Source organism: Vibrio sp. QJM3NY_21, from assembly GCF_057785975.1.
Window position 1 is genome coordinate 3,291,152 of sequence record NZ_CM173513.1, and the last position, 24,214, is coordinate 3,315,365.

Consider the following 24,214-nt stretch of genomic DNA (forward strand, 5'->3'; position numbering starts at 1 on the left):
ATGAATAGATTGGTTCGTTATTACTGGCATCACAAGCTCAAAGGCTCTCCTTATCAGCCTCTGTTTGCTACGCCTACACATAATGAATATGTATCGCTCGATTGTGAAACCACTAGCCTCGACCCTAATCAGGCGGAATTAGTCACTATTGCCGCGACAAAGATCATCGGTAACCGAATCATTACCAGCCAACCTTTTGAAGTTCGACTCAGAGCACCTCAGTCACTCGATTGCAATTCCATCAAAATCCACCGCATTCGCCATCAAGATCTAAAGCACGGTATAGAAGAGAAACAAGCTTTAATTGAGCTACTGAACTTCATCGGAAATCGTCCTTTAGTCGGCTATCACATCCGCTATGATAAAAAGATTCTCGACCGTGCCTGTTTAAAACAGCTTGGATTTCCACTGCCTAACCGATTAGTCGAAGTGAGCCAGCTCTACCAAGATAAACTCGAAAGGCAGCTGCCGAATGCCTATTTTGACCTCAGTATCGATGCCATCTGTCGTCAGCTCGATTTACCTATCCCGGTCAATAAACATGATGCATTACAAGATGCTATCTCCGCTGCGCTGATTTTTGTTCGCCTAAAGCACGGCGACCTACCGCGCTTCAACTCTTCGTATACCTAATTCAACTACTGCCTTTCCACATAGAGAGCAATCTCTCAAAAATGAACTTAACTCGCTATTTTTTAAGTGAAAAGCGGCGTCTCATCCTAAAGTCTAATTGTGGAAATCGCCGTCCTAGCCGAGAGTGATAGCACAACGACGGTTCTGTAATAGACCTAGAAACTGAACACAAAGGAAGTTGCCAGTTCATTAGGAATGTAGGCACAAGGAGAGATGCAATGAGTGAAGCCCACGTTTATCCGGTAAAAGAAAATATTAAATCAACCACACACGCGGATAATGACACTTACCTAGCCATGTACCAGCAATCTGTTTCTGACCCTGAAGGCTTTTGGGGTGAACACGGAAAAATCGTTGATTGGATTAAGCCTTTCACACAGGTAAAAAACACCTCTTTCGACCCTGGCCACATTGATATTCGCTGGTTTGAAGATGGCACGCTTAACGTTTCGGCTAACTGTATCGACCGCCACCTTGCTGAGCGCGGTGACGAAGTCGCTATCATCTGGGAAGGCGATGACCCGGCTGATGACAAAACACTAACTTTTAATGAACTACACAAAGAAGTGTGCCTGTTTTCAAATGCTCTAAAAGAGCAAGGCGTACGCAAAGGTGATGTGGTTTGTTTATACATGCCAATGGTTCCAGAAGCTGCAGTTGCGATGCTGGCATGTACCCGTATCGGTGCGGTTCACACAGTCGTATTTGGTGGTTTCTCACCAGAAGCACTGTCTGGTCGTATTATCGATTCAAATTCTAAAGTCGTGATCACTGCCGATGAAGGCGTGCGTGGCGGCCGTGCAGTTCCACTGAAGAAGAATGTGGATGAAGCACTAACGAACCCTGAAGTGAAAAACATCGAGAAAGTTGTCGTATTCAAACGCACCGGCGGTGATGTTGCTTGGCACGAACACCGCGATGTGTGGTGGCATGATGCTATCGCAAATGTATCTGCAGATTGCCCACCAGAAGAGATGAACGCAGAAGACCCACTATTCATCCTTTATACGTCAGGCTCTACAGGTAAACCGAAAGGTGTTATGCACACCACAGGTGGCTACCTTGTTTATGCAGCCATGACCTTCAAATACGTATTCGACTACCAAGAAGGCGAAACCTTCTGGTGTACAGCGGATGTGGGCTGGATTACTGGTCACACTTACCTTGTTTACGGACCGCTTGCCAATGGCGCAAAAACAATCCTATTCGAAGGCGTGCCTAATTACCCGAACACCAGCCGTATGAGTGAAGTGGTCGATAAGCATCAAGTTAATATTCTTTATACTGCACCAACAGCGATTCGTGCTTTGATGGCGAAAGGCAATGAAGCGGTTGAAGGTACTTCTCGTGACAGCCTAAGAGTCATGGGTTCGGTAGGTGAACCTATCAACCCTGAAGCGTGGGAGTGGTATTACAAAACAATTGGTAATGAGCAGTCTCCGATTGTCGATACATGGTGGCAAACAGAAACGGGCGGTATCTTAATCTCACCACTGCCGGGCGCAACAGACCTAAAACCGGGGTCAGCGACTCGCCCATTCTTCGGTGTACAGCCCGCGCTGGTTGATAACATGGGTAACATCATTGAGGGTGCAACAGACGGCAACCTTGTGATTCTTGACTCTTGGCCAGGCCAAATGCGTACCGTACATGGCGATCATGACCGTTTTGAACAGACTTACTTCTCAACCTTTAAAGGCATGTACTTTACGAGTGATGGTGCTCGTCGTGATGAAGACGGTTATTACTGGATTACGGGCCGTGTGGATGACGTGCTTAACGTATCAGGTCACCGTATGGGTACCGCTGAGATTGAATCCGCTCTAGTGGCGTTTGATAAGATTGCTGAGGCCGCCATTGTCGGTATTCCTCATGATATTAAAGGCCAAGCCATTTACGCTTACATCACGTTGAATGATGGTGAGTTCCCAACTGCAGAGCTTCATAAAGAAGTGAAAGACTGGGTACGTAAAGAGATTGGTCCTATCGCAACGCCAGATGTCCTGCATTGGACAGACTCTCTACCAAAAACTCGTTCGGGTAAGATCATGCGTCGTATCCTGCGTAAAATTGCCACCGGCGATACTGGAAATCTTGGTGATACCTCGACACTGGCCGACCCAAGCGTGGTTGATAAACTGATTGCAGAGAAAGCTGAACTGGCATAAGCAAGCCGTCACATTAGCTAATCACTGTTTAAAACAGACCATAACGAAACCGTCACCTATGTGGCGGTTTTTTTATGGCCGATCTTGATCTCAAATATCTTCGATAAAATTAAAGCAATCGTGGTTTTTTGTTAAGTTGATAACAATTCCATGCTGTACTTATAGGAGATTAGACCAGTAAATTGCTGCGATTTGCGCTGAATTAGCTATAATCTGGTTCTAATTTTTAAATTTGGGTTTTTCTTACTGGAAATTAACCCCAAATTTTCAATAAAATGGCAACATTCACATTCGTAAACACGATAAAGGAAGATAGCCCCACAATGTCTACAAAGTTTCGCATTCTAGTTTTAAATGGCCCAAACCTTAACCTGTTAGGCCTTAGAGAGCCTGCACACTACGGTTCTCAAACACTTGACCAGATTATTAGCTCATTGACCGAGCAAGCGAAAACACAAGATGTTGAGCTGTCTCACTTACAGTCAAATCGTGAGTATGAACTGATTGAAGCTATCCATAGTGCTTATCAAAATGTTGATTTCATTATTATCAACCCAGCGGCCTTTACACATACCAGTGTGGCGTTGCGTGATGCACTACTTGGTGTTGCTATCCCATTTATTGAGGTTCACCTATCGAATGTTCACGCACGTGAACCATTCCGTCACCACTCTTACCTATCTGATAAAGCAGAAGGTGTGATTTGTGGCTTAGGTGCCCAAGGTTATCAATTTGCTTTGACGGCTGCGCTCAACAAGCTCAACGCAAAGTAAATAAAAACAACGAACTATTACTAACCTACTCAGTCAAAGAGTAAGTTCAATCAACAGATAAAGAGAAAGAAACAATGGATATTCGCAAAATCAAAAAGCTAATCGAATTGGTTGAAGAGTCTGGTATTTCTGAGCTAGAAATCTCTGAAGGTGAAGAGTCAGTACGAATCAGTCGTAACAGCCCTGTATCTGCAGCACCTATTCAATATGCAGCGGCTCCAGCTCCTGTAGCGGCAGCACCTGCGGCGGCACCTGTAGCAGCAGAAGCAGCAGCTCCTGCAGTTCCAGCTGGTCACCAAGTTCTTTCTCCAATGGTTGGTACTTTCTACGGCGCTCCAAGCCCAGATGCAAAACCATTCGTTAAGGTTGGTCAATCTGTAACTGCTGGCGAAACGCTATGTATCGTTGAAGCAATGAAAATGATGAACCAAATCGAAGCTGATAAATCTGGTGTTGTAACGGCTATCCTAGTTGAAGACGGTCAACCAGTAGAATTCGACCAAGCTCTAGTAATTATCGAATAATAGAGAGCACTCATTATGTTAGATAAATTAGTAATCGCGAACCGTGGTGAAATTGCACTGCGTATTCTGCGAGCATGTAAAGAGCTTGGCATCAAAACAGTAGCTGTTCACTCAACAGCTGACCGCGATCTTAAGCACGTACTGCTTGCAGACGAAACCATTTGTATCGGTCCAGCTCGTGGTATCGATAGCTACCTAAACATCCCTCGTATCATCAGCGCTGCTGAAGTAACGGGTGCAGTCGCTATCCACCCTGGCTACGGCTTCCTATCTGAAAATGCAGATTTTGCAGAACAGGTAGAGCGCAGTGGTTTTATCTTCGTTGGCCCTAAAGCAGAAACCATTCGCATGATGGGTGACAAAGTGTCAGCTATCACGTCAATGAAGAAAGCTGGCGTACCTTGTGTACCGGGTTCTGACGGCCCTCTTGATGATGATGAAGTGAAAAACAAAGCGCACGCTAAGCGCATTGGCTTCCCTGTAATCATCAAGGCATCTGGCGGCGGCGGCGGTCGTGGTATGCGTGTTGTTCGTACTGAAAAAGAACTAACAGAAGCTATCGCAATGACTCGTGCTGAAGCAAAAGCATGTTTCAATAACGACATGGTTTACATGGAAAAATTCCTAGAAAACCCACGTCACATTGAAGTACAAGTGCTTGCAGATGGCCAAGGCAATGCTATCCACCTAGGTGAGCGTGACTGTTCAATGCAGCGTCGTCACCAGAAAGTTGTGGAAGAAGCGCCAGCACCAGGTATCACTGAAGAGATGCGTAAGTACATCGGTGACCGTTGTACTCGTGCATGTCTTGAGATTGGTTACCGCGGCGCAGGTACATTTGAATTCCTATACGAGAACGGTGAGTTCTACTTCATCGAAATGAACACTCGTATCCAGGTTGAGCACACGATTACTGAAATGGTAACGGGTATCGACCTAGTGAAAGAGCAACTTCGCATTGCTGCTGGTCAGCCTCTATCATTCACACAGGATGATATTAAACTGCGCGGCCACTCAATCGAATGTCGTATCAACGCGGAAGATCCAGTTCGCTTCTTGCCATCTCCAGGTAAGATCACGCGCTTCCATGCTCCAGGTGGTATGGGTGTTCGTTGGGAATCTCACATCTATACTGGCTACACAGTACCACCACACTACGATTCAATGATTGGTAAGCTGATCACTTACGGTGAGAACCGTGATGTCGCTATCGCTCGTATGAAGAACGCATTGGGTGAGATGATTGTTGAAGGTATTAACGTTAATACTGAACTTCAATTGGCTATTATGAACGACGAAAACTTCCAACACGGTGGTGCAAACATCCACTATCTTGAGAAGAAGCTTGGTCTACAATAGAAGCTAGCCTTCCGTAATGAGTTCTCTATAGAACACTAATAAATGCTCACTTCGGTGGGCATTTTTGTTTTTAAACACTCGCAAAAATCAATCAATAATCCCTCTTATAATCCGCGGTGTTTTGATGAATTTGCTCATATTTTCTGCTAGACTCCCCATCCAATTTTTCTCATATAGAAGATGCAGCCATGCCTTGGATTCAAATCAAGCTTAATGCGACCAATGAAAATGCCGAACAAATCGGCGACATGTTAATGGAAGAGACTGGTGCTCTTTCCGTAACTTTCCTGGATGCACAAGATACTCCTGTATTTGAGCCTCTGCCGGGTGAAACTCGCCTTTGGGGTGATACTGACATTCTCGCGCTTTACGACGCTGAGACTGATACTGGTGTCGTTCTAGCGCAGATTAAAGCAAGCAACATGTTCCCTGCAGACTTTGCTCATAAAGTAGAGCAAATTGAAGACAAGGATTGGGAACGTGAATGGATGGACAACTTCCACCCAATGAAGTTTGGTGAGCGTTTATGGATCTGCCCTAGCTGGCGCGATATCCCTGAACCTGACGCTGTAAACGTAATGCTGGATCCCGGTCTTGCATTTGGTACAGGTACGCACCCGACAACGGCATTGTGTCTTGAGTGGCTTGAAGGCCTAGACCTGGCAGGCAAAACCGTGATCGATTTCGGTTGTGGTTCAGGCATCCTAGCGATCGCTGCGATCAAACTTGGCGCGGCAAAAGTTATCGGGATCGACATTGATCCTCAAGCCCTGCTTGCATCAAAAGACAACGCACAACGCAATGGCGTGGCAGAGCAACTAGAGGTGTTCTTACCACAAGATCAACCGGAAGGTTTGCTTGCTGACGTTGTTGTTGCCAACATCCTTGCAGGTCCATTACGCGACCTTTCTGGCATCATTAAAGGCCTAATTAAGCCAAATGGTGTACTTGCGATGTCGGGTGTTTTAGATACACAAGCGGAAGATGTTGCGACTTATTATCGTGATGAGCTTCACATTGATCCGATCATTGAACAACAAGAATGGTGTCGAATCTCAGGTCAGAAGCAAGGCTAGGTAAGACTTTAAGCGCTAATTGACTGAAATTTAAACAAATTACAAAAACAAATTGTAAATGCTCAAATATTAGTCTTTTCACGCAGCGAAAAAATGCGTAAAATGCGCGCCCTTGCTGGTACAGAACTGTGATGACATTTTTGAAAATCGGAAATTATCAACTTAAGAACAATCTAATCGTCGCTCCTATGGCTGGCGTAACGGATAGACCATTCCGTGAGTTGTGTCTTCGTTACGGTGCGGGGATGGCAGTCAGTGAAATGATGTCCTCCAATCCTAAAGTTTGGAAAACGTCAAAGTCTCAGCAGCGTATGGTACATGAAGGCGAATCGGGCATTCGTTCAGTACAAATCGCTGGTGCAGATCCACAGCTTATGGCCGAGGCTGCTCAATTTAATGTCGATAACGGTGCGCAAATCATCGATATCAACATGGGGTGTCCAGCCAAAAAAGTGAATAAGAAGCTTGCGGGCTCAGCCCTACTGCAGCATCCAGAACTCATTGAAGATATTCTGAAAGCGGTGGTAAATGCTGTCGACGTTCCAGTAACGTTGAAAACGCGCACAGGCTGGGACACAGACAACAGAAACTGTGTTCAAATCGCGAAAATAGCCGAAGACTGCGGCATACAAGCTCTTGCCCTTCATGGGAGAACTCGCGCTTGTATGTACAAAGGTGAGGCAGAATACAAACACATTAAAGCAGCGAAACAAGCAGTATCTATTCCGGTTATCGCTAACGGTGATATCGATAGCCCGGAAAAAGCGAAGTTTGTGCTGGAGTACACCGGTGCTGATGCTTTAATGATAGGTCGACCTGCCCAAGGACGTCCTTGGATTTTTAACGAAATCCTACACTATTTGGAAAACGGCACCACGATGGACCCGCTCCCGATTTCGGAAGTGAAAGACATCATGCTTGGTCATGTGAACGCTCTACATGAGTTTTATGGCGAGTTTTTAGGCCCCCGAATTGCTCGTAAGCATGTGGGTTGGTACCTAAAAGAACATGAACAAGCGAGTGAGTTTCGCCGTACCTTCAACGCATTCGAAGCAGGTGATCTGCAGCTTGAAGCGCTAGAAGGTTTTTTTGATAACGTTGCACCATAATTACGAGAAGAGCTAGACCGAATATGTTCGAACAAAATCTGACTTCAGAAGCATTGACAGTAACTACAGTTACATCACAAGACCAAATCACGCAGAAACCACTACGTGACTCAGTTAAAGCATCATTGAAAAATTACCTTGCTCAATTAAACGGTCAAGAAGTCAGCGAGTTATACGAATTAGTATTAGCTGAAGTTGAACAGCCACTACTAGACACTATCATGCAGTACACTCGCGGTAACCAAACTCGCGCAGCAACCATGATGGGTATTAACCGCGGTACTCTTCGCAAGAAACTTAAAAAATACGGCATGAACTAATCGTTCTTTCGTAATTTATTGAATGGAAAGCCAAGCTCATTTTTTGAGTTTGGCTTTTTTTTTGGCTTGTCGAACCGTAATAGGTGGCTGATTACTCTCCAGTGCGACAGCAGCGCTCTTTATCAACGTTTGCTGAATCCAAGGCTGCCAGAATAGAACAATGGCTTGCATCGTCGTCTACGTGGCCACAACACGCATCATTGATCTTTTTAAGTGCAGTGCGAATCTTGGTTAACTCGGTAATCTTCTCATCGATCATCTCTAGTTTTGCTGAGGTAATTGATTTCACTTCGGCGCAACTGTGCTGTGTGGCTTCGAGACGAATCTCAAGCAATTCTTTAATCTCGTCCAGACTCAGTCCCAACGCTTTAGATTTGAGAATAAACGTCACCTGTTTCTGGTTATTTTCATCATATAGACGATAACCCGACTCACTGCGACTGGCTGGCGCGATCAGGTTATTCTTCTCATAAAATCGTAAGGTATCGGCTGTCACACCGCATCGTTTCGCTAATTCACCGATCTGAAACATGTTTTTTCCTACTGTTCCGTCCATTCCACAATTAACCTTATCGTTACTTTTCAGGCTGAAATGGCACTTTTCATAATTAATTTTGAGATGCCAAACGATTGCGCGAGCTTTTTTGTAATAAATTAGTTAGAATCTGCGCCATCAAATTTGGAGTTGGTTATCTTATAGCTTAATCATAAGACTAACCCAAAAGGTCTTTACCAAAACTGGCCAATATTTTATCTCTTACTGGTATCTAAGATAATCCACGCTAAGAAGATAGAAACAAGTTCTTTTTTGGCAAATATCTTTATTTTAACCCCATGAATTTGAGGAAGATGGAAGCATGAATAACGCTCGTCCAATTCGCCGCGCTCTCATCAGCGTATCAGACAAAACTGGTATCGTTGAATTTGCACAAGCTCTTGCTAACCGTGGTGTAGATATCCTATCTACCGGTGGCACTGCTCGCCTGCTTGCTGAAAAAGGCATCTCTGTTACAGAAGTATCTGACTACACTGGTTTCCCAGAAATGATGGATGGCCGTGTTAAGACTCTGCACCCTAAAGTTCATGGTGGTGTTCTAGGCCGTCGTGGCCAAGATGATGACGTGATGGAAACTCACGGTATCAACCCTATCGATATGGTTGTTGTAAACCTATACCCATTCGCAGAAACCGTTGCTAAAGAAGATTGTACCCTTGCTGACGCTGTTGAGAACATCGACATCGGTGGCCCTACAATGGTTCGCTCTGCAGCGAAAAACCACAAAGACGTAACGATCGTTGTAAACGCACACGACTACGAGCGCGTTGTCACTGAAATGGACGCTAACGAGCAATCTCTAACCCTAGAGACTCGCTTCGACCTCGCTATCGCGGCATTTGAGCACACGGCTTCTTACGACGGCATGATCGCTAACTACTTCGGCACTATGGTTCCTAGCTACGGCGCGAACAAGGAAGGCGATGAAGAGAGTAAGTTCCCTCGCACGTTCAACCAACAGTTCGAGAAGAAGCAAGACATGCGCTACGGTGAGAACAGCCACCAAGCAGCAGCATTCTACGTTGAAGCGAACCCTGAAGAAGCATCAGTATCGACTGCTCGCCAAATTCAAGGTAAAGCCCTTTCTTACAACAACATCGCTGACACTGACGCAGCGCTTGAGTGTGTGAAAGAGTTCAACGAGCCAGCATGTGTGATCGTTAAGCACGCTAACCCATGTGGTGTAGCATTAGGTACAGATATCCTAGAAGCTTACGACCGCGCATTCAAAACAGACCCAACGTCTGCATTTGGCGGCATCATCGCATTCAACCGTGAACTAGACGCGGCAACAGCGACGGCTATCACTGAGCGTCAATTCGTTGAAGTTATCATTGCACCATCTGTTTCTGCTGAAGCAGTAGAAATCGTAGCGGCTAAGAAAAACCTTCGCCTACTTGAGTGTGGTGAGTGGACAACGAAGACGACTGGCTTTGACGTGAAGCGTGTTAACGGTGGTTTGCTAGTTCAAGACTGCGACCAAGGCATGGTTTCTGAAGACGACCTGAAAGTCGTTTCTAAGCGTCAACCAACGGCTGAAGAGCTAAAAGATGCTCTATTCTGCTGGAAAGTAGCGAAGTACGTTAAGTCTAACGCTATCGTTTATTCGAAAGGCGACATGACGATTGGTGTCGGCGCTGGCCAAATGAGCCGCGTTTACTCTGCGAAAATCGCAGGCATCAAAGCTGCTGACGAAGGTTTGGTTGTTGAAGGATGTGCAATGGCATCAGATGCATTCTTCCCATTCCGTGACGGTATCGACGCGGCAGCTGAAGCGGGTATCAAGTGTGTTATCCAACCGGGCGGCTCTATGCGTGATGACGAAGTTATCGCAGCAGCAGACGAACACGGCATGGCGATGATCTTTACGGGCATGCGTCACTTCCGCCACTAATATTTAGTTCACCTAAACAATTAGTAGCTATCGAGCCTCTCAATTTTGAGGGGCTTTTAAGAATTAAAGACTTAAGGATTGAAACATGAACGTATTAATCATCGGTGCTGGCGGTAGAGAACATGCTTTGGGTTGGAAAGCAGCACAAAACCCAAATGTTGAAACAGTATTCATTGCTCCAGGCAACGCAGGTACTGCGCTAGAGCCTAAACTTGAAAACGTAAAGATTGGCGTTGAAGACATCGCAGGTTTAGTCGCGTTTGCTCAAGAGAAGAAAATCGAACTGACTATCGTGGGTCCTGAAGCACCATTGGTTATCGGTGTGGTTGATGCATTCCGCGAAGTAGGTTTGCCAATCTTTGGCCCTACTCAAGCCGCAGCACAGCTTGAAGGCTCTAAAGCATTCACTAAAGACTTCCTAGCTCGTCATGAGATCCCAACAGGTTACTACTCAAACTTCACTGAGATTGAGCCAGCTATCGCTTACGTTCGCGAGCAAGGCGCTCCAATCGTAGTGAAAGCTGATGGTCTTGCCGCGGGTAAAGGCGTTATCGTTGCGATGACACTTGAAGAAGCAGAAGACGCAATCAAAGACATGCTAGCGGGCAACGCCTTTGGCGAAGCTGGCAGCCGCGTGGTTATCGAAGAGTTCCTTGAAGGCGAAGAAGCAAGCTTCATCGTAATGGTTGACGGTTCTAGCGTACTTCCTATGGCCACCAGCCAAGATCACAAACGTGTTGGCGACAAAGACACTGGGCCGAACACGGGCGGCATGGGTGCTTACTCTCCTGCGCCGGTTGTAACTCCAGAAATCCACAACCGTATCCTTGAAGAAGTTATCTACCCAACGGTACGTGGCATGGACGCGGAAGGCGCACCTTACACAGGTTTCCTTTACGCTGGCCTAATGATCGATGCTGACGGCACACCTAAAGTTATCGAATACAACTGCCGCTTCGGCGATCCAGAAACGCAACCTATCATGATGCGTATGGAGTCAGACCTTGTTGAGCTTTGCCTAATGGCTATCGACGAGAAACTCGACGAAGCAGAATCGAAGTGGGATCCACGCGCTTCTATCGGTGTTGTTCTTGCGGCTGGTGGTTACCCTGCTGACTACGCAAAAGGTGACGTTATTTCACTACCAACAAGCGAAGTTGAAGGCCAAAAGGTTTTCCACGCGGGTACGACAAATAATGAAGCTGGCGACGTTGTGACAAACGGCGGTCGTGTACTTTGTGCAACAGCACTGGGCAATACGGTTTCTGAGGCTCAAGAGCGCGCTTACGCGTTAACTAAGCAAGTTAACTGGAATGGTATGTTCCACCGCAATGACATTGGTTACCGTGCGATTGCGCGCGAGCAAGAGCAGTAATCAACATCATCATTCGGCTAGATTCGAATATCAGCAAATGAATGACTGCAATTGAATAAAAGAAAAGGCGCCTCAACAGGCGCCTTTTTTATCGATTAGTGGTACTTGTACTGACTAATCAGCACTTTGCCTATAGTAGGGTAAATACTCTGATACTGTTCAAGCGATCTCTATTCTTTCAGCAATGAGGGCCTTGATACACACTCATGATTTTCATCTGCCAATATCAAAAACTCAGCAACCGACAATTTTCTCAAAGACGCTTTACCGACAAAAGCACCATAGCTCTCTACAGACGATAAACGGTTAATCACAAAATTAGGCAATGTTTGGTTGAACTCAAAGTCATCAAACTGTTTACCAGAACAAGTCTGAAACGTTTTGCCATTCCAATAGCCCTGCAAAAGTTCTAACCCTTCATCATTTTGCTTCTCGGTAACATCGAGAACGGATGTCGCTTCCTGTTTATATCTGTCGAGTTGAACTGACTGTAACGGTAATACTTTTTTACCAATACGATACTGTTGATACACAGCCTCACCAGACTGATTAAAGCGCACATGTACACGATATGGAACCAACGCAAGTGAATCATCGCGTAGCTCACCTTCACGTACAAATTCACGAAGCACATCTTCCGACCAAACATAGTCAGTTTTGTACCAGCCGTAATCGCCCATGGTGACATAGTCAGCAGAAGTATGAGGTTGTGTTAGCTTGTTGGTGACCCAGTAGAAACTTGTCGCGTCGCCCATGACTTGGCCGCCGGTGTGAGTTTCAAATTGCTCTAGGTTTTTGCTGGGGCTGGTTGATGAACAGCCAATGAGGAATGTAGATAATAGTGAAACGAGAAGAAATGCTTTTTTCATAAAAACCTGTACCGAGGTGGAATATGACTACCTCGGTACAGTTTAGATTATTTCACTGAATCTTTCAGCGCTTTACCTGCAACAAATGCTGGAACATTTGCAGCAGCGATTTGGATCTCATCACCAGTTTTTGGGTTACGACCAGTGCGAGCTGCACGGTGGTTTACTTTAAAAGTACCAAAACCAATTAGCTGAACTTGATCGCCATCTTTAAGAGCATCTGTAACACCGCCAAGAGTCGCTTCTAGAGCAGCTTTAGCTTGTGCTTTAGAAAGGTCCGCTTTTTCAGCAATAAAGTCGATTAATTGAGTCTTGTTCATTTTAGGTTTCCCTTCTTTGTATTTTTGAATTCAATTTACTCTAAAACATAAATGCCCCATCTGGCAAAGGTTTGTCGTCGATCTTTAGCTCTAATGCCGTAGTTTTAGCCATAATATGAGTAATAACTCACAATTTGTTACTGATTTTATTGAGCAAGCCCTTGTTTAAAAGGGGCTGAGAGGCAAATTAATGATGACCTAGCCACTACTTTATCTCTATAATCCACGCTGAATCGCTGCTAAAGCGTACAATTTAATTTAAGGGCAAACATGCTGCTGCTAACTATTTACGTCTCCATTGCTATTGGAGTTTCTTTCATTTGTTCTGTTTTAGAAGCTGTACTTTTGAGTATTAGTCCGAGCTATATTGCTCAACTAAAACAAAATGGGCACCCTGCAGCAGAGTCTTTAGACAAACTGAAAACAGACATTGACCGCCCGCTCGCGTCAATTTTAACGCTCAACACCATCGCGCACACAATCGGTGCTGCGACGGCAGGTGCACAAGCGGCTGTGGTTTTTGGTAGCCAATGGTTAGGTGTATTCTCTGCCGTACTGACTTTGGGTATTTTGGTTTTGTCTGAGATTGTTCCAAAAACCATTGGTGCAACCTACTGGCGCCAACTTGCTCCTGCATCATCAAACGTACTTCGCTGGATGGTTTTCTTTCTAACACCGTTTGTCTGGTTCTCAGAACAGATCACCAAACGTCTTGCTCGTGGCCACCAAGCACCAAAAATGCGTGATGAGCTGTCTGCAATGGCTATTTTGGCAAAAGAAAGTGGTGAGTTTGCTGAAGGCGAATCAAAAATTCTGAGCAATCTATTAGGCATTCAAGATGTGCCCGTGACGCAAGTGATGACACCGCGCCCTGTTGTATTCCGCGTCGATGCCGAAATGAGCGTGAATACGTTCCTAGAGCAGCACAAAGACACACCATTCTCGCGCCCATTAGTTTACAGCGAGCAAACTGACAACATCATTGGTTTTGTACACCGTCTGGAGCTGTTTAGATTGCAACAAGCGGGTTGTGGCGAGAAAGCTCTGGGTGAAGTAATGCGCCCTATCCACGTGTTGCTGAACAATATGGGCTTGGCTAAAGCCTTTGACCAAATGATGGCAAACCGCCTGCAGCTTTCCTTAGTGGTTGACGAGTACGGTACGATTCAGGGCATCATCACCCTAGAAGATATCTTTGAGCACCTAGTGGGCGAAGAGATCGTCGACGAGGCAGATAAGACAACTGACATGCAAGAACTGGCATTTCAACGTTGGGAACAATGGAAAGAAACACACGGTGTTATCGAAAACCGCGATGAAGAGGACGAGCTAGAGGAAAAAACTCTAACAGACAACGACACCTCAGACTCAAAGTCAGCGGATGAAGACAAGGTTCAAAAAGAAGACAAAAAAGACGCTTAATCTCAATTTGATACCGTCAGATACAACAAAGGCTCCCTAGGGAGCCTTTGTTTTTATTCGTACTTTGGTGCGATAGCGAATTATAACGCTACACCAATGTTACTTACTGGGTCTTCACGCAGTTCGTGGCGTAGATCTTTGATCAGATCTAGGTCACGCTCAGTCGTTTCACGTAGAGGTCGGAAGATGGCCCACTGAACGTCCCACTCTTCACACACCGCTTCGTTTTCTTTCTGATTTTCGTTTGTCACTTCTTCAGCGCCTTGAGCAAACTCAAGCTCAGCAACCGTCTTCACCGATTGTTGACTCACTTTAATTACAGTTTCAAGCAGATGTTCACGATCAAGTAAGCCATGAATTAACGTTGCCAAGCCTTGGCACGCGTCCATCGCAGGGTAAACACCGTAAAAATCAAAATCATCTCCACTTGGGAATAGCTCTTCGACTTTCTCAAGTTGACGCTCAAAATTCACCTTTGCCGTTTTAACGGTTAGGATTTCCCAAATGCTATCCAAAACATCACGATAGATTCGAGCTTCCGCAAATTCTGTATTCTCACAAAACATGGCATAGTTAGGGTACATACGCTCACATAGACACGCCATAAAGGTAATTTGTTGCCAAGGTTCTAACTTTTCTAGACGAACCTGCAGTGGATTCTGAAGCATAGTCACTCAATAATTGCAGAAAAAGACAGCGAAAGTGTACTTGATAAACCTAGGATGGAAAAGGTAGGCCGATGAACAATTTTACGAATAAGCTCTATATTCTTACTGAGCATGACGATACTTATACGCAACTGATTCTAAACCAAGGGTTACCTGACCTCGAAATCACTCAAAACCCCGAATTAGCTGAGATCGTGCTGGCTTCTCCTCCTTTAATCGCGGAGCGACTTAATGAGTTTAAACATCTAGATTGGGTGCAAAGTACCTACGCAGGAATCAATAAACTCACTCAGCCGGATCTGCGTCAAGATTATACGCTGACCAACGTCAAAGGCATCTTCGGCCCTGCGATTGCTGAATACGTGTTAGGTTACACGATCAGCCACTGTAGACACTTCCCTCACTACCACCAGCAACAAGCACAACGAAGCTGGCAACCACAGCTATATACTAGCCTAACTGACAAAACCATGGTGATTTTAGGGACAGGTTCAATCGGCAGTCATTTAGCGAAAACCGCAGCTGCCTTTGGTATTCATACCATTGGAGTCAACCGTACCGGCATTCCATCAAAGCAAGAGACCTTTAAAGACACTTTCCACATCAATGAGATAGAGGCTGCCCTTAAGCAAGCGGATATCGTGGTCAACACCTTGCCATCAACAGATGAAACCTATCAATTACTCAATCAAACGACCTTAAGTTACTGCTCGAATGTGCTGCTCTTTAATGTTGGCAGAGGAGAGAGCTTAGATAACAAAGCCTTGCTGCTTGCGATTAAGAATAAATGGGTTGAGCACGCTTTCTTGGATGTGTTTGAAAGTGAGCCCCTCTCGCAGGAACACCCTTTCTGGACATTGCCGCAAGTGATCATCACCCCGCACATTGCAGCGCTGAGTGAGCCAAGGCAGGTGGTAGAGATCTTCGCCGAGAATTACCAACAGTGGCGAGATGGCTTTAAACTTAACCATGTCATCGATTTTGATAAAGGTTACTGATGCCCTCATCGTTACTCAAAGAGATTCGACAATGCCGAGCTTGTGAGCCTCACATATCACACGGTGCTAACCCGGTGATTCAAGCGCATCCAAACGCGCGCTTGCTTATTATTGGGCAGGCACCCGGCATCAAGGTTCATGAGTCATCGATCCCTTGGAATGATGCCAGTGGCGAACGATTAAGAGAATGGTTAGGGATAGATAGCGATACGTTTTATGACGAACAAAAAGTCGCGATTGTTCCTATGGGGTTTTGTTATCCGGGAAAGGGAAAGAGTGGCGATCTCCCACCACGTAAGGAGTGTGCGGAGCTTTGGCATAACAAAGTGCTGAAATCGCTACCCAACATCCAAATGACACTGCTGATTGGTCAGTACGCACAAAACCATTACCTAACAAACAAAACCACCAGCACACTGACCGCAACCGTACGTGATTGGCAAAGGTGGGCGCCTGAGTTTTTGCCTCTACCTCATCCTTCGCCACGCAATAATATCTGGCTCAAGAAGAACCCTTGGTTTGAGAGTGACGTTATTCCTTACATCCAAAAGCACATCTCGGAGCATTTGGCCTACCATGATCCAAATACCTAATTAGCTGCACATCCACGATGATGAAGCCGATATTGGATGCGGATAAAAAGGTAATAAAAAAGCGCTGCCGATTTCTCGACAGCGCTTTTTCTAAAAACACATACTTAATTACTTATGGTATGGCTTAGATAGGTCATGAACTGCGTCCACAAATACACCAGCATTCTCTGGTGGCACATCTAGGTGAATACCATGGCCAAGGTTAAATACGTGACCAGTACCGCCGTCACCAAAACCTTCAAGGATAGTGCCGACTTCTTCACGAATACGCTCAGGTTGTGCGTAAAGCACTGATGGGTCCATGTTGCCTTGTAGAGCCACTTTATCGCCAATACGCGCTTTTGCATCCGCAATATTGATTGTCCAGTCTAGACCCACCGCATCACAGCCAGTCGCTGCGATAGATTCTAGCCACATGCCACCGTTCTTAGTGAACAGAGTAACCGGTACACGGCGACCTTCGTTTTCACGGATTAGGCCATCTACAATTTTATGCATGTACTGTAGTGAGAACAGGTTGTAGTCACGCGGAGTAAGTACACCACCCCATGTGTCGAATACCATTACCGATTGTGCACCCGCTTTAATTTGCGCGTTCAGGTATTCAATAACGGTGTCAGCCAGTTTATCTAGAAGTAAATGCAGTGTTTGTGGCTCTGCGTACATCATCTTCTTGATCTTAGTAAACGCCTTCGAGCTGCTGCCTTCAACCATGTAAGTTGCCAGTGTCCAAGGGCTACCAGAGAAACCAATCAATGGCACTTCGCCTTTCAGATCTTTACGGATCTGACGAACGGCATTCATTACGTATTGAAGCTCTCCTTCTGGATCAGGTAGGCCAATCTTCTCCACGTCAGCTTTACATGTGATAGGACGTTCAAACTTAGGACCTTCACCAGTTTCAAAGTACAAGCCTAAGCCCATTGCATCAGGGATAGTTAGGATGTCAGAGAACAAGATTGCCGCATCAAGCGGGAAACGACGTAAAGGTTGAAGTGTTACTTCTGATGCCAGTTCAGCGTTTTTGCACAAAGACATGAAATCGCCAGCTTCAGCGCGCGTTGCTTTGTACTCTGGAAGATAGCGGCCAGCTTGGCGCATCATCCATACTGGTGTGTAATCAACAGGCTGTTTTAAAAGTGCGCGTAAATAGCGATCGTTTTTTAATTCGGTCATTCCGTTAAATTCCAATTCAATCTTGTCTAGTTTTGATGGCAAGTATTCTAACACTGATTGAAGGGTAAAAGCTGTGTGCTTTGCAACCTAGATCAAGTTATTAACTTTTAAATCAATGCTTAATTTGCACCCAATTGCAGGAGCATGTTAAAAATTTGTTCGCTAGCGAAAATTACAATTATAACATCTGAGTAGTCACTACTCAGCATCTCATAACGACATCTTACTTACCCCCTCCACTTGTGGAGGGTTTTTTTTAGCTTTTGACCACCTATAGGCCAAATACTATCATAGGTATATTAGTACTCTATCGTCTGCTCCGTCACATCATCTTTCGCCACGTCACCCACAGTTTTCTCAATCAATTGTCTCGCAATCGTTCCTACAGGTGCAACATCAGGCAGGCTTGTTACATCAAACCATTGGGCATCCGACAATTCACTATAATCTGGTTTAAGCGTTCCACCAGCATAGTCAGCCAGAAAGGCCATCATCATACTCGACGGAAACGCCCATGGCTGGCTGCTAAAGTAACGAATATTAGCAACATCGATACCAGTTTCCTCTTTGACTTCTCTTGCCACACACTGCTCTAAGGTTTCTCCGACCTCTAGGAAGCCCGCTATCACGGTATACATACCAGTTTTATGCCTTGGGTGCTGTGCAAGCAATATCTTGTTGTCGTTACGTACAGCGACAATGATGCACGGGAAGATACGAGGATAATGAAGCGTTCGGCAATCTCCGCATTGCATCGCCACCTGATTATGATTGAGGTGATTACGACCGCCACACTGAGGACAAAAACGCATACTTTGCGTCATGTGCCCATACTGGATAGCTTTGCTTGCTGTCAGAAAACTCGATTCAGGCCAGTGTAATAACTCACGTAGGTTTATCATGGTCAACTCACTCTCAACATCACAGTCGTTGAGCCAATACACCTTACGACCTTGATGCTGACCAATACAGATTGCATGCTCGACACTCAGCCCTAGCTCCTCTGCTGAGCCATAAGGAAACTGATCATTATTAACCCAAATATCACTACCTGAAACGACGCACCAATAAGCTTGCTCTGTCATTTTGTTATCACTTTTTTTTAACATCCCTATGCCTCATTGCTTGCAGTTCGTTCATTTTACTGGCAATCTAATTTCATACTAGAGTTGTAGCAGAGAATATTTCAAGCTATTACTTTTAGTAGTTACCAATAAACGGACCTTGCTTAGGCAATTACCATGATCACAAGGTTGTGATCAGATCATGAGGACATGGTCATGCTAAATAAATTCAAACAAATACAAGAACAATGGGGTGGCTCTAATGAGGTCATCGATCATTGGCTCGAAACTCGACAGTCTCTAATCGTTGAGTATTGTAAGCTTGCCGCTCTACAGCCTTCATCGTCGAAAGCAACGGCAATCACCGAACTGCCTTCTCCAGAAGAACTCCAAAAATTCAGCCAACACCTTGTTGATTACATCTCCGAAGGTCATTTCAAAATCTATGACATGGTGATGGACAAATGGCAGTCTACTGGCTTCAAAGCAACAGACGAAATCAACCAGTCTTATGGTCATATCGTCCTTACCACGGACCCTCTGCTCAACTTCACCGATAAGTACGCCGCCATTGAAGCTAGTGATACATTAGAAAGCTTTGATAGTGAGCTGTCACTTATAGGTGAGATTCTTGAGGCTAGGTTTGCGGTTGAAGACCAGCTGATACAACAAATTGCCGACAGCCTAGCGGTTCCACCAGGAGCTTAATGGCTTAACATCTTCTAAGCTTGCCTCTGTGCAAGCTTTTTGTTTTGTCTGTAGCGTTACCTAACACATCCAACTCTTTTATCAGAGCCTATTGGTTCGTCCCTACTCTGATGTTTTGCGATAACCCGACGTAACACTTCTCACCAGTTTCATCCTCAGCGCCTCCCTGTAAACACGCAAGCTGCCTTAGAGAAAGTACTATCGACTAAGTCCACCAGCCAAGCAATCGACAAGCAATCGACAAGCAAGCATACCTATCAACTTCGAATCTATAAGCCTCTCATTAAACACCTATACGCCAGATACAAAAAAGGCACCCAAAGGTGCCTTTTCTTATCTCTTAGAGACTACTCGTAGAGCTTACTCTTCTGAAGAGAAACCAGCGTTTAGAAGTGCTGCTAGATTGTCAGTAGCTTGTTCAGCTGAAGGACCTTCTTGCTCTTCTTCACGTTGCTTTTGACGCTCTTGGTGGTATGCGAAACCAGTACCAGCTGGGATCAGACGACCAACAATTACGTTCTCTTTCAGACCGCGAAGGTCATCACGCTTACCAGAAACCGCAGCTTCTGTTAGTACGCGAGTCGTTTCTTGGAACGATGCAGCTGAGATGAATGACTCAGTTGCAAGAGATGCTTTAGTAATACCTAGTAGATCACGTTCGAAACGTACTAGTTCTTTACCTTCAGCTTCTAGCTTACGGTTAGCAATCTTAACATTGTGGTACTCAACTTGTTCGCCAGGTAGGAACGGAGAGTCACCAGAATGAGTGATTGTACACTTACGTAGCATTTGACGAACGATAGTCTCAATGTGCTTATCGTTAATCTTTACGCCTTGTAAGCGGTAAACTTCTTGAACTTCGTTCGCGATGTACTGAGTTACTGCGTGGATACCACGTAGACGCAGGATATCGTGTGGAGTTTCAGGACCGTCGGCGATTACATCACCACGTTCAATCTTCTCACCTTCGAACACGTTCAATTGACGATGCTTAGGAATCATCTCTTCGTAAGCGTCACCGCCTTCACGAGTGATTACTAGACGACGCTTACCTTTCGTTTCTTTACCGAAAGACACAGTACCTGTGTGCTCAGCAAGGATCGCAGGCTCTTTAGGCTTACGAGCTTCGAATAGGTCAGCTACGCGTGGTAGACCACCGGTGATATCTTTGTTTCCGCTCGATTTTTGAGGGATACGAGATAGTGTGTCACCAATGCCAACTTCAGCGCCATCTTCGATGTTTACAATCGCTTTGCCAGGTAGGAAGTAGTGAGCTGGCATATCAGTACCAGGGATCATTACGTCGTTACCTTGCTCATCAACAAGTTTGATAGCTGGACGCATATCTTTACCTGCTGCTGGGCGAGCTGCTGCGTCTGTAACTTCACTTGAAGAAAGACCCGTTAGATCGTCAGTGTTACGAGAAACTGTAATACCATCGATCATATCTACGAATTGGATACGACCTGCCACTTCAGTGATGATTGGCATGGTATGCGCTTCCCAGTTAGCTACAACTTCACCAGCAGTAACTGCTGCGTTGTCGCCTTTGGTTAGCATCGAACCGTAAGGAAGTTTGTGCTTCTCTTTCGTACGGCCGAATTCATCAATAATCGTCATCTCAGATGCACGAGAAGTGATAACCAGTTTCTTATCTTTGTTAATTACGAACTTAGCATTGTGAAGCTTCACAGTACCAGTTGTCTTAGCTTGGATGCTGTTCTCTGCTGCTGCAGTAGATGCCGCACCACCGATGTGGAACGTACGCATCGTTAGCTGTGTACCCGGTTCACCGATAGATTGTGCAGCGATAACACCAACTGCTTCACCTTGGTTCACTAGGTGACCACGTGCTAGGTCACGACCGTAACACTGTGCACAACAACCGAAGTCTGCATCACAGGTAACAACAGAGCGCACTTTCATGCTATCTACTGAGTTGTCTTCCATGATTTGACACCACTTCTCATCAATCAGAGTATTACGTGGAATCAGTACATCTTCAGTACCAGGCTTAAGAACATCTTCAGCAACAACACGACCAAGAGCAAGCTCAGAAAGTGCAACTTTAACGTCACCACCTTCGATGTGAGGCATCATGTCGATACCTTCATGCGTGCCACAGTCATGTTCGTGTACTACAACGTCTTGAGCAACGTCTACTAGACGACGAGTTAGGTAACCCGAGTTTGCTGTTTTCAGTGCTGTATCCGCAAGACCCTTACGAGCACCGTGCGTTGAGATAAAGTACTGAAGGACGTTTAGACCTTCTTTAAAGTTCGCAGTGATCGGCGTTTCGATGATTGAACCATCTGGACGCGCCATCAGACCACGCATACCTGCTAGCTGACGAATCTGAGCTGCAGAACCACGTGCGCCCGAGTCGGCCATCATGTAGATGCTGTTGAACGATTCTTGCTGTTCTTCTTCGCCGTCACGGTTAATAACTGTTTCAGAAGATAGGTTATCCATCATTGCTTTCGCAACGCGGTCATTCGTAGATGCCCAGATATCGATAACTTTGTTGTAACGCTCACCCGCAGTAACAAGACCAGATTGGAATTGCTCTTGGATTTCGCGAACTTCTTCTTCAGCAGATTCAATCTCGTCGTATTTCGCTTGAGGAACAACCATATCGTTGATACCTACAGAAACACCAGAAAGTGCCGCGTATGCGAAACCTGCGTACATGATTTGGTCAGCAAATACTACTGTATCTTTTAGACCAAGCTTACGGTAACACTCGTTAAGAAGAGTAGAGATCTGCTTCTTACCTAACTTTTGGTTAACGATGCTGTACGGAAGGCCTTTAGGAACGATCTGCCATAGCATTGCACGACCTACAGTCGTATCTACTAGGCCAGTATTCGTTGTGCTATTGCCGTCTTCGTCTACTACTGTTTCAGTGATACGTACTTTAACGCGAGCATGTAGCTCAGCAGTCTTAGTACGGTATGCCTTTTCAGCCTCAGCAGGGCCAGCAAGGTACATACCTTCACCTTTCACGTTGATCTTGTCACGTGTCATGTAGTAAAGACCCAATACAACGTCCTGAGAAGGTACGATGATCGGATCACCTGATGCTGGCGACAGAATGTTATTCGTCGACATCATTAGGGTACGAGCTTCAAGCTGTGCTTCTAGAGTTAGAGGCACGTGTACAGCCATTTGGTCACCATCGAAGTCGGCGTTGTATGCCGCACATACTAGTGGGTGAAGCTGAATCGCTTTACCTTCGATTAGTACTGGTTCAAACGCTTGGATACCTAGACGGTGAAGTGTAGGTGCACGGTTAAGCAGTACTGGGTGTTCACGGATAACTTCGTCTAGGATATCCCAAACGATCGCTTCTTCGCGCTCTACCATTTTCTTAGCAGCTTTGATTGTCGTAGCCATGCCACGAGTCTCTAGCTTGCTGTAGATGAACGGCTTAAATAGCTCAAGTGCCATCTTCTTAGGAAGACCACACTGATGTAGACGAAGGTATGGACCTACTGTGATTACAGAACGGCCAGAGTAGTCTACACGTTTACCTAGAAGGTTCTGACGGAAACGACCTTGTTTACCCTTGATCATATCAGCAAGAGATTTCAGAGGACGCTTGTTAGAACCCGTGATCGCACGGCCGCGACGACCGTTATCTAGAAGGGCATCAACAGACTCTTGCAACATACGCTTTTCGTTACGTACGATGATGTCTGGAGCCGCTAGCTCTAGAAGACGCTTCAAACGGTTGTTACGGTTGATCACACGACGGTAAAGGTCGTTCAGATCTGAAGTCGCAAAACGACCGCCATCTAGAGGAACTAGAGGACGAAGATCTGGCGGTAGCACTGGAAGTACAGTTAGGATCATCCACTCAGGCTTGTTGCCTGACGAGATGAACGCTTCAACTAGCTTCAAACGCTTAGTAACTTTCTTACGCTTAGTTTCAGAGTTAGTTGTTTCCAACTCTTCGCGCATTTCTTCCACTTCTTGATGAAGGTCCATTGTTGAAAGCAGATCTTTGATCGCTTCAGCACCCATCTTAGCAGTGAATTCGTCACCCCACTCTTCTAGACGATCCAGGTACTCTTCTTCAGTAAGCATCTGAGATTTTTCTAGATCAGTCATACCCGGTTCAGTTACTACGTACATTTCGAAGTAAAGAACACGTTCGATATCACGCAGAGGGATATCCATTAGTAGACCGATACGAGACGGTAGTGATTTTAGGAACCAGATGTGAGCAACTGGTGAAGCAAGCTCGATGTGGCCCATACGGTCACGACGAACTTTAGTTTGTGTAACTTCAACGCCACACTTCTCACAGATAACACCACGGTGCTTCAGGCGCTTGTATTTGCCACAAAGACATTCGTAGTCTTTAACTGGACCAAAAATACGTGCACAGAACAGACCATCACGTTCAGGTTTGAACGTACGATAGTTAATTGTTTCTGGCTTTTTAACTTCACCAAAAGACCACGAACGGATCGTGTCTGGTGAAGATAGACCGATTTTGATTGCATCAAATTCTTCGGTCTTATGCTGTGCTTTTAGAAAGTTTAATAAGTCTTTCACGTTCAGCTCCTGTAAGGAGTTAAAGGAGCTCACCGACTAAAGTGAG

The 24,214-nt window shown here is 45.5% G+C and carries 21 protein-coding genes; 14 read left to right on the forward strand and 7 right to left on the reverse strand.

Annotated features, from left to right (window positions below; genetic code table 11):
* The 8 genes from AC3CID_RS14725 (at position 1) to fis (ending at position 7,962) form a co-directional block, all read left to right on the forward strand.
* A complete protein-coding gene (locus AC3CID_RS14725) occupies positions 1-633 on the forward strand; it encodes a 3'-5' exonuclease (protein WP_004729733.1) in 633 nt (210 codons plus the stop codon).
* A 218-nt stretch (positions 634-851) separates the two neighbouring features.
* Positions 852-2,801 (forward strand): acetate--CoA ligase, encoded by a 1,950-nt coding sequence (gene acs / locus AC3CID_RS14730; RefSeq protein ID WP_004729734.1) that lies wholly within the window; start codon positions 852-854, stop codon positions 2,799-2,801.
* A gap of 323 nt (positions 2,802-3,124) precedes the next feature.
* Positions 3,125-3,574, forward strand: a complete 450-nt coding sequence (gene aroQ / locus AC3CID_RS14735; RefSeq protein ID WP_004729735.1) for a type II 3-dehydroquinate dehydratase — start codon at positions 3,125-3,127, stop codon at positions 3,572-3,574.
* A gap of 74 nt (positions 3,575-3,648) precedes the next feature.
* The gene (accB, locus tag AC3CID_RS14740; RefSeq protein ID WP_017083823.1) at positions 3,649-4,098 is read left to right on the forward strand and encodes an acetyl-CoA carboxylase biotin carboxyl carrier protein; all 450 of its coding nucleotides are present in this window, start codon (positions 3,649-3,651) and stop codon (positions 4,096-4,098) included.
* 15 nt (positions 4,099-4,113) lie between these two features.
* A complete protein-coding gene (gene accC / locus AC3CID_RS14745; RefSeq protein ID WP_065207430.1) occupies positions 4,114-5,457 on the forward strand; it encodes an acetyl-CoA carboxylase biotin carboxylase subunit in 1,344 nt (447 codons plus the stop codon).
* Between the two features lie 188 nt (positions 5,458-5,645).
* Positions 5,646-6,533: a 50S ribosomal protein L11 methyltransferase gene (gene prmA / locus AC3CID_RS14750; RefSeq protein ID WP_488526709.1), complete on the forward strand. Its 888-nt coding sequence runs from the start codon at positions 5,646-5,648 to the stop codon at positions 6,531-6,533.
* A 140-nt stretch (positions 6,534-6,673) separates the two neighbouring features.
* A complete protein-coding gene (dusB, locus tag AC3CID_RS14755) occupies positions 6,674-7,642 on the forward strand; it encodes a tRNA dihydrouridine synthase DusB (RefSeq protein ID WP_004729742.1) in 969 nt (322 codons plus the stop codon).
* A 23-nt stretch (positions 7,643-7,665) separates the two neighbouring features.
* Positions 7,666-7,962 (forward strand): DNA-binding transcriptional regulator Fis, encoded by a 297-nt coding sequence (fis, locus tag AC3CID_RS14760; RefSeq protein ID WP_004729744.1) that lies wholly within the window; start codon positions 7,666-7,668, stop codon positions 7,960-7,962.
* Between the two features lie 91 nt (positions 7,963-8,053).
* Here fis and zntR read toward each other — a convergent pair whose 3' ends face one another.
* Positions 8,054-8,494, reverse strand: coding sequence for a Zn(2+)-responsive transcriptional regulator (gene zntR, locus AC3CID_RS14765; protein WP_029222059.1), 441 nt, complete (start codon positions 8,492-8,494; stop codon positions 8,054-8,056).
* Between the two features lie 325 nt (positions 8,495-8,819).
* On the opposite strand from zntR, the gene purH reads away from it, so the two are divergent.
* Both purH and purD read left to right on the forward strand, forming a co-directional pair.
* The gene (gene purH / locus AC3CID_RS14770; RefSeq protein WP_488526710.1) at positions 8,820-10,412 is read left to right on the forward strand and encodes a bifunctional phosphoribosylaminoimidazolecarboxamide formyltransferase/IMP cyclohydrolase; all 1,593 of its coding nucleotides are present in this window, start codon (positions 8,820-8,822) and stop codon (positions 10,410-10,412) included.
* Positions 10,413-10,497: 85 nt separating this feature from the next.
* Positions 10,498-11,787 (forward strand): phosphoribosylamine--glycine ligase, encoded by a 1,290-nt coding sequence (gene purD, locus AC3CID_RS14775; RefSeq protein WP_488526711.1) that lies wholly within the window; start codon positions 10,498-10,500, stop codon positions 11,785-11,787.
* 170 nt (positions 11,788-11,957) lie between these two features.
* Here purD and AC3CID_RS14780 read toward each other — a convergent pair whose 3' ends face one another.
* Entirely contained in the window at positions 11,958-12,656 is a 699-nt protein-coding gene (locus AC3CID_RS14780) for a DUF1481 domain-containing protein (protein ID WP_054548250.1), read from the reverse strand.
* A 47-nt stretch (positions 12,657-12,703) separates the two neighbouring features.
* On the reverse strand, positions 12,704-12,976 hold the full coding sequence (gene hupA, locus AC3CID_RS14785) for a nucleoid-associated protein HU-alpha (RefSeq protein ID WP_004729753.1): 273 nt from the start codon (positions 12,974-12,976) through the stop codon (positions 12,704-12,706).
* 270 nt (positions 12,977-13,246) lie between these two features.
* Here hupA and AC3CID_RS14790 point away from each other — a divergent pair, with 270 nt between their 5' ends.
* Positions 13,247-14,398 (forward strand): CNNM domain-containing protein, encoded by a 1,152-nt coding sequence (locus tag AC3CID_RS14790; RefSeq protein ID WP_017077566.1) that lies wholly within the window; start codon positions 13,247-13,249, stop codon positions 14,396-14,398.
* An 80-nt stretch (positions 14,399-14,478) separates the two neighbouring features.
* Here the strand turns inward: AC3CID_RS14790 and AC3CID_RS14795 are convergent, their stop codons facing one another.
* Positions 14,479-15,066, reverse strand: a complete 588-nt coding sequence (locus AC3CID_RS14795) for a YjaG family protein (RefSeq protein ID WP_054548251.1) — start codon at positions 15,064-15,066, stop codon at positions 14,479-14,481.
* Positions 15,067-15,137: 71 nt separating this feature from the next.
* On the opposite strand from AC3CID_RS14795, the gene AC3CID_RS14800 reads away from it, so the two are divergent.
* Positions 15,138-16,064, forward strand: a complete 927-nt coding sequence (locus AC3CID_RS14800) for a D-2-hydroxyacid dehydrogenase (RefSeq protein ID WP_171308895.1) — start codon at positions 15,138-15,140, stop codon at positions 16,062-16,064.
* Positions 16,064-16,657, forward strand: coding sequence for a uracil-DNA glycosylase family protein (locus tag AC3CID_RS14805; protein ID WP_171308896.1), 594 nt, complete (start codon positions 16,064-16,066; stop codon positions 16,655-16,657). Before AC3CID_RS14800 ends, AC3CID_RS14805 begins: the two co-directional genes overlap by 1 nt.
* A gap of 108 nt (positions 16,658-16,765) precedes the next feature.
* Here AC3CID_RS14805 and hemE read toward each other — a convergent pair whose 3' ends face one another.
* Both hemE and nudC read right to left on the reverse strand, forming a co-directional pair.
* The gene (gene hemE, locus AC3CID_RS14810; protein WP_004729761.1) at positions 16,766-17,833 is read right to left on the reverse strand and encodes a uroporphyrinogen decarboxylase; all 1,068 of its coding nucleotides are present in this window, start codon (positions 17,831-17,833) and stop codon (positions 16,766-16,768) included.
* A 299-nt stretch (positions 17,834-18,132) separates the two neighbouring features.
* Complete coding sequence (nudC, locus tag AC3CID_RS14815; RefSeq protein WP_054548254.1) at positions 18,133-18,942, reverse strand: NAD(+) diphosphatase; 810 nt, start codon at positions 18,940-18,942, stop codon at positions 18,133-18,135.
* 165 nt (positions 18,943-19,107) lie between these two features.
* Between nudC and AC3CID_RS14820 the strand changes: the two genes are divergently transcribed.
* Positions 19,108-19,605: an Rsd/AlgQ family anti-sigma factor gene (locus AC3CID_RS14820; RefSeq protein WP_054548255.1), complete on the forward strand. Its 498-nt coding sequence runs from the start codon at positions 19,108-19,110 to the stop codon at positions 19,603-19,605.
* A 360-nt stretch (positions 19,606-19,965) separates the two neighbouring features.
* Here the strand turns inward: AC3CID_RS14820 and rpoC are convergent, their stop codons facing one another.
* On the reverse strand, positions 19,966-24,168 hold the full coding sequence (gene rpoC, locus AC3CID_RS14825) for a DNA-directed RNA polymerase subunit beta' (protein ID WP_029222058.1): 4,203 nt from the start codon (positions 24,166-24,168) through the stop codon (positions 19,966-19,968).
* Positions 24,169-24,214: the final 46 nt, after the last annotated feature.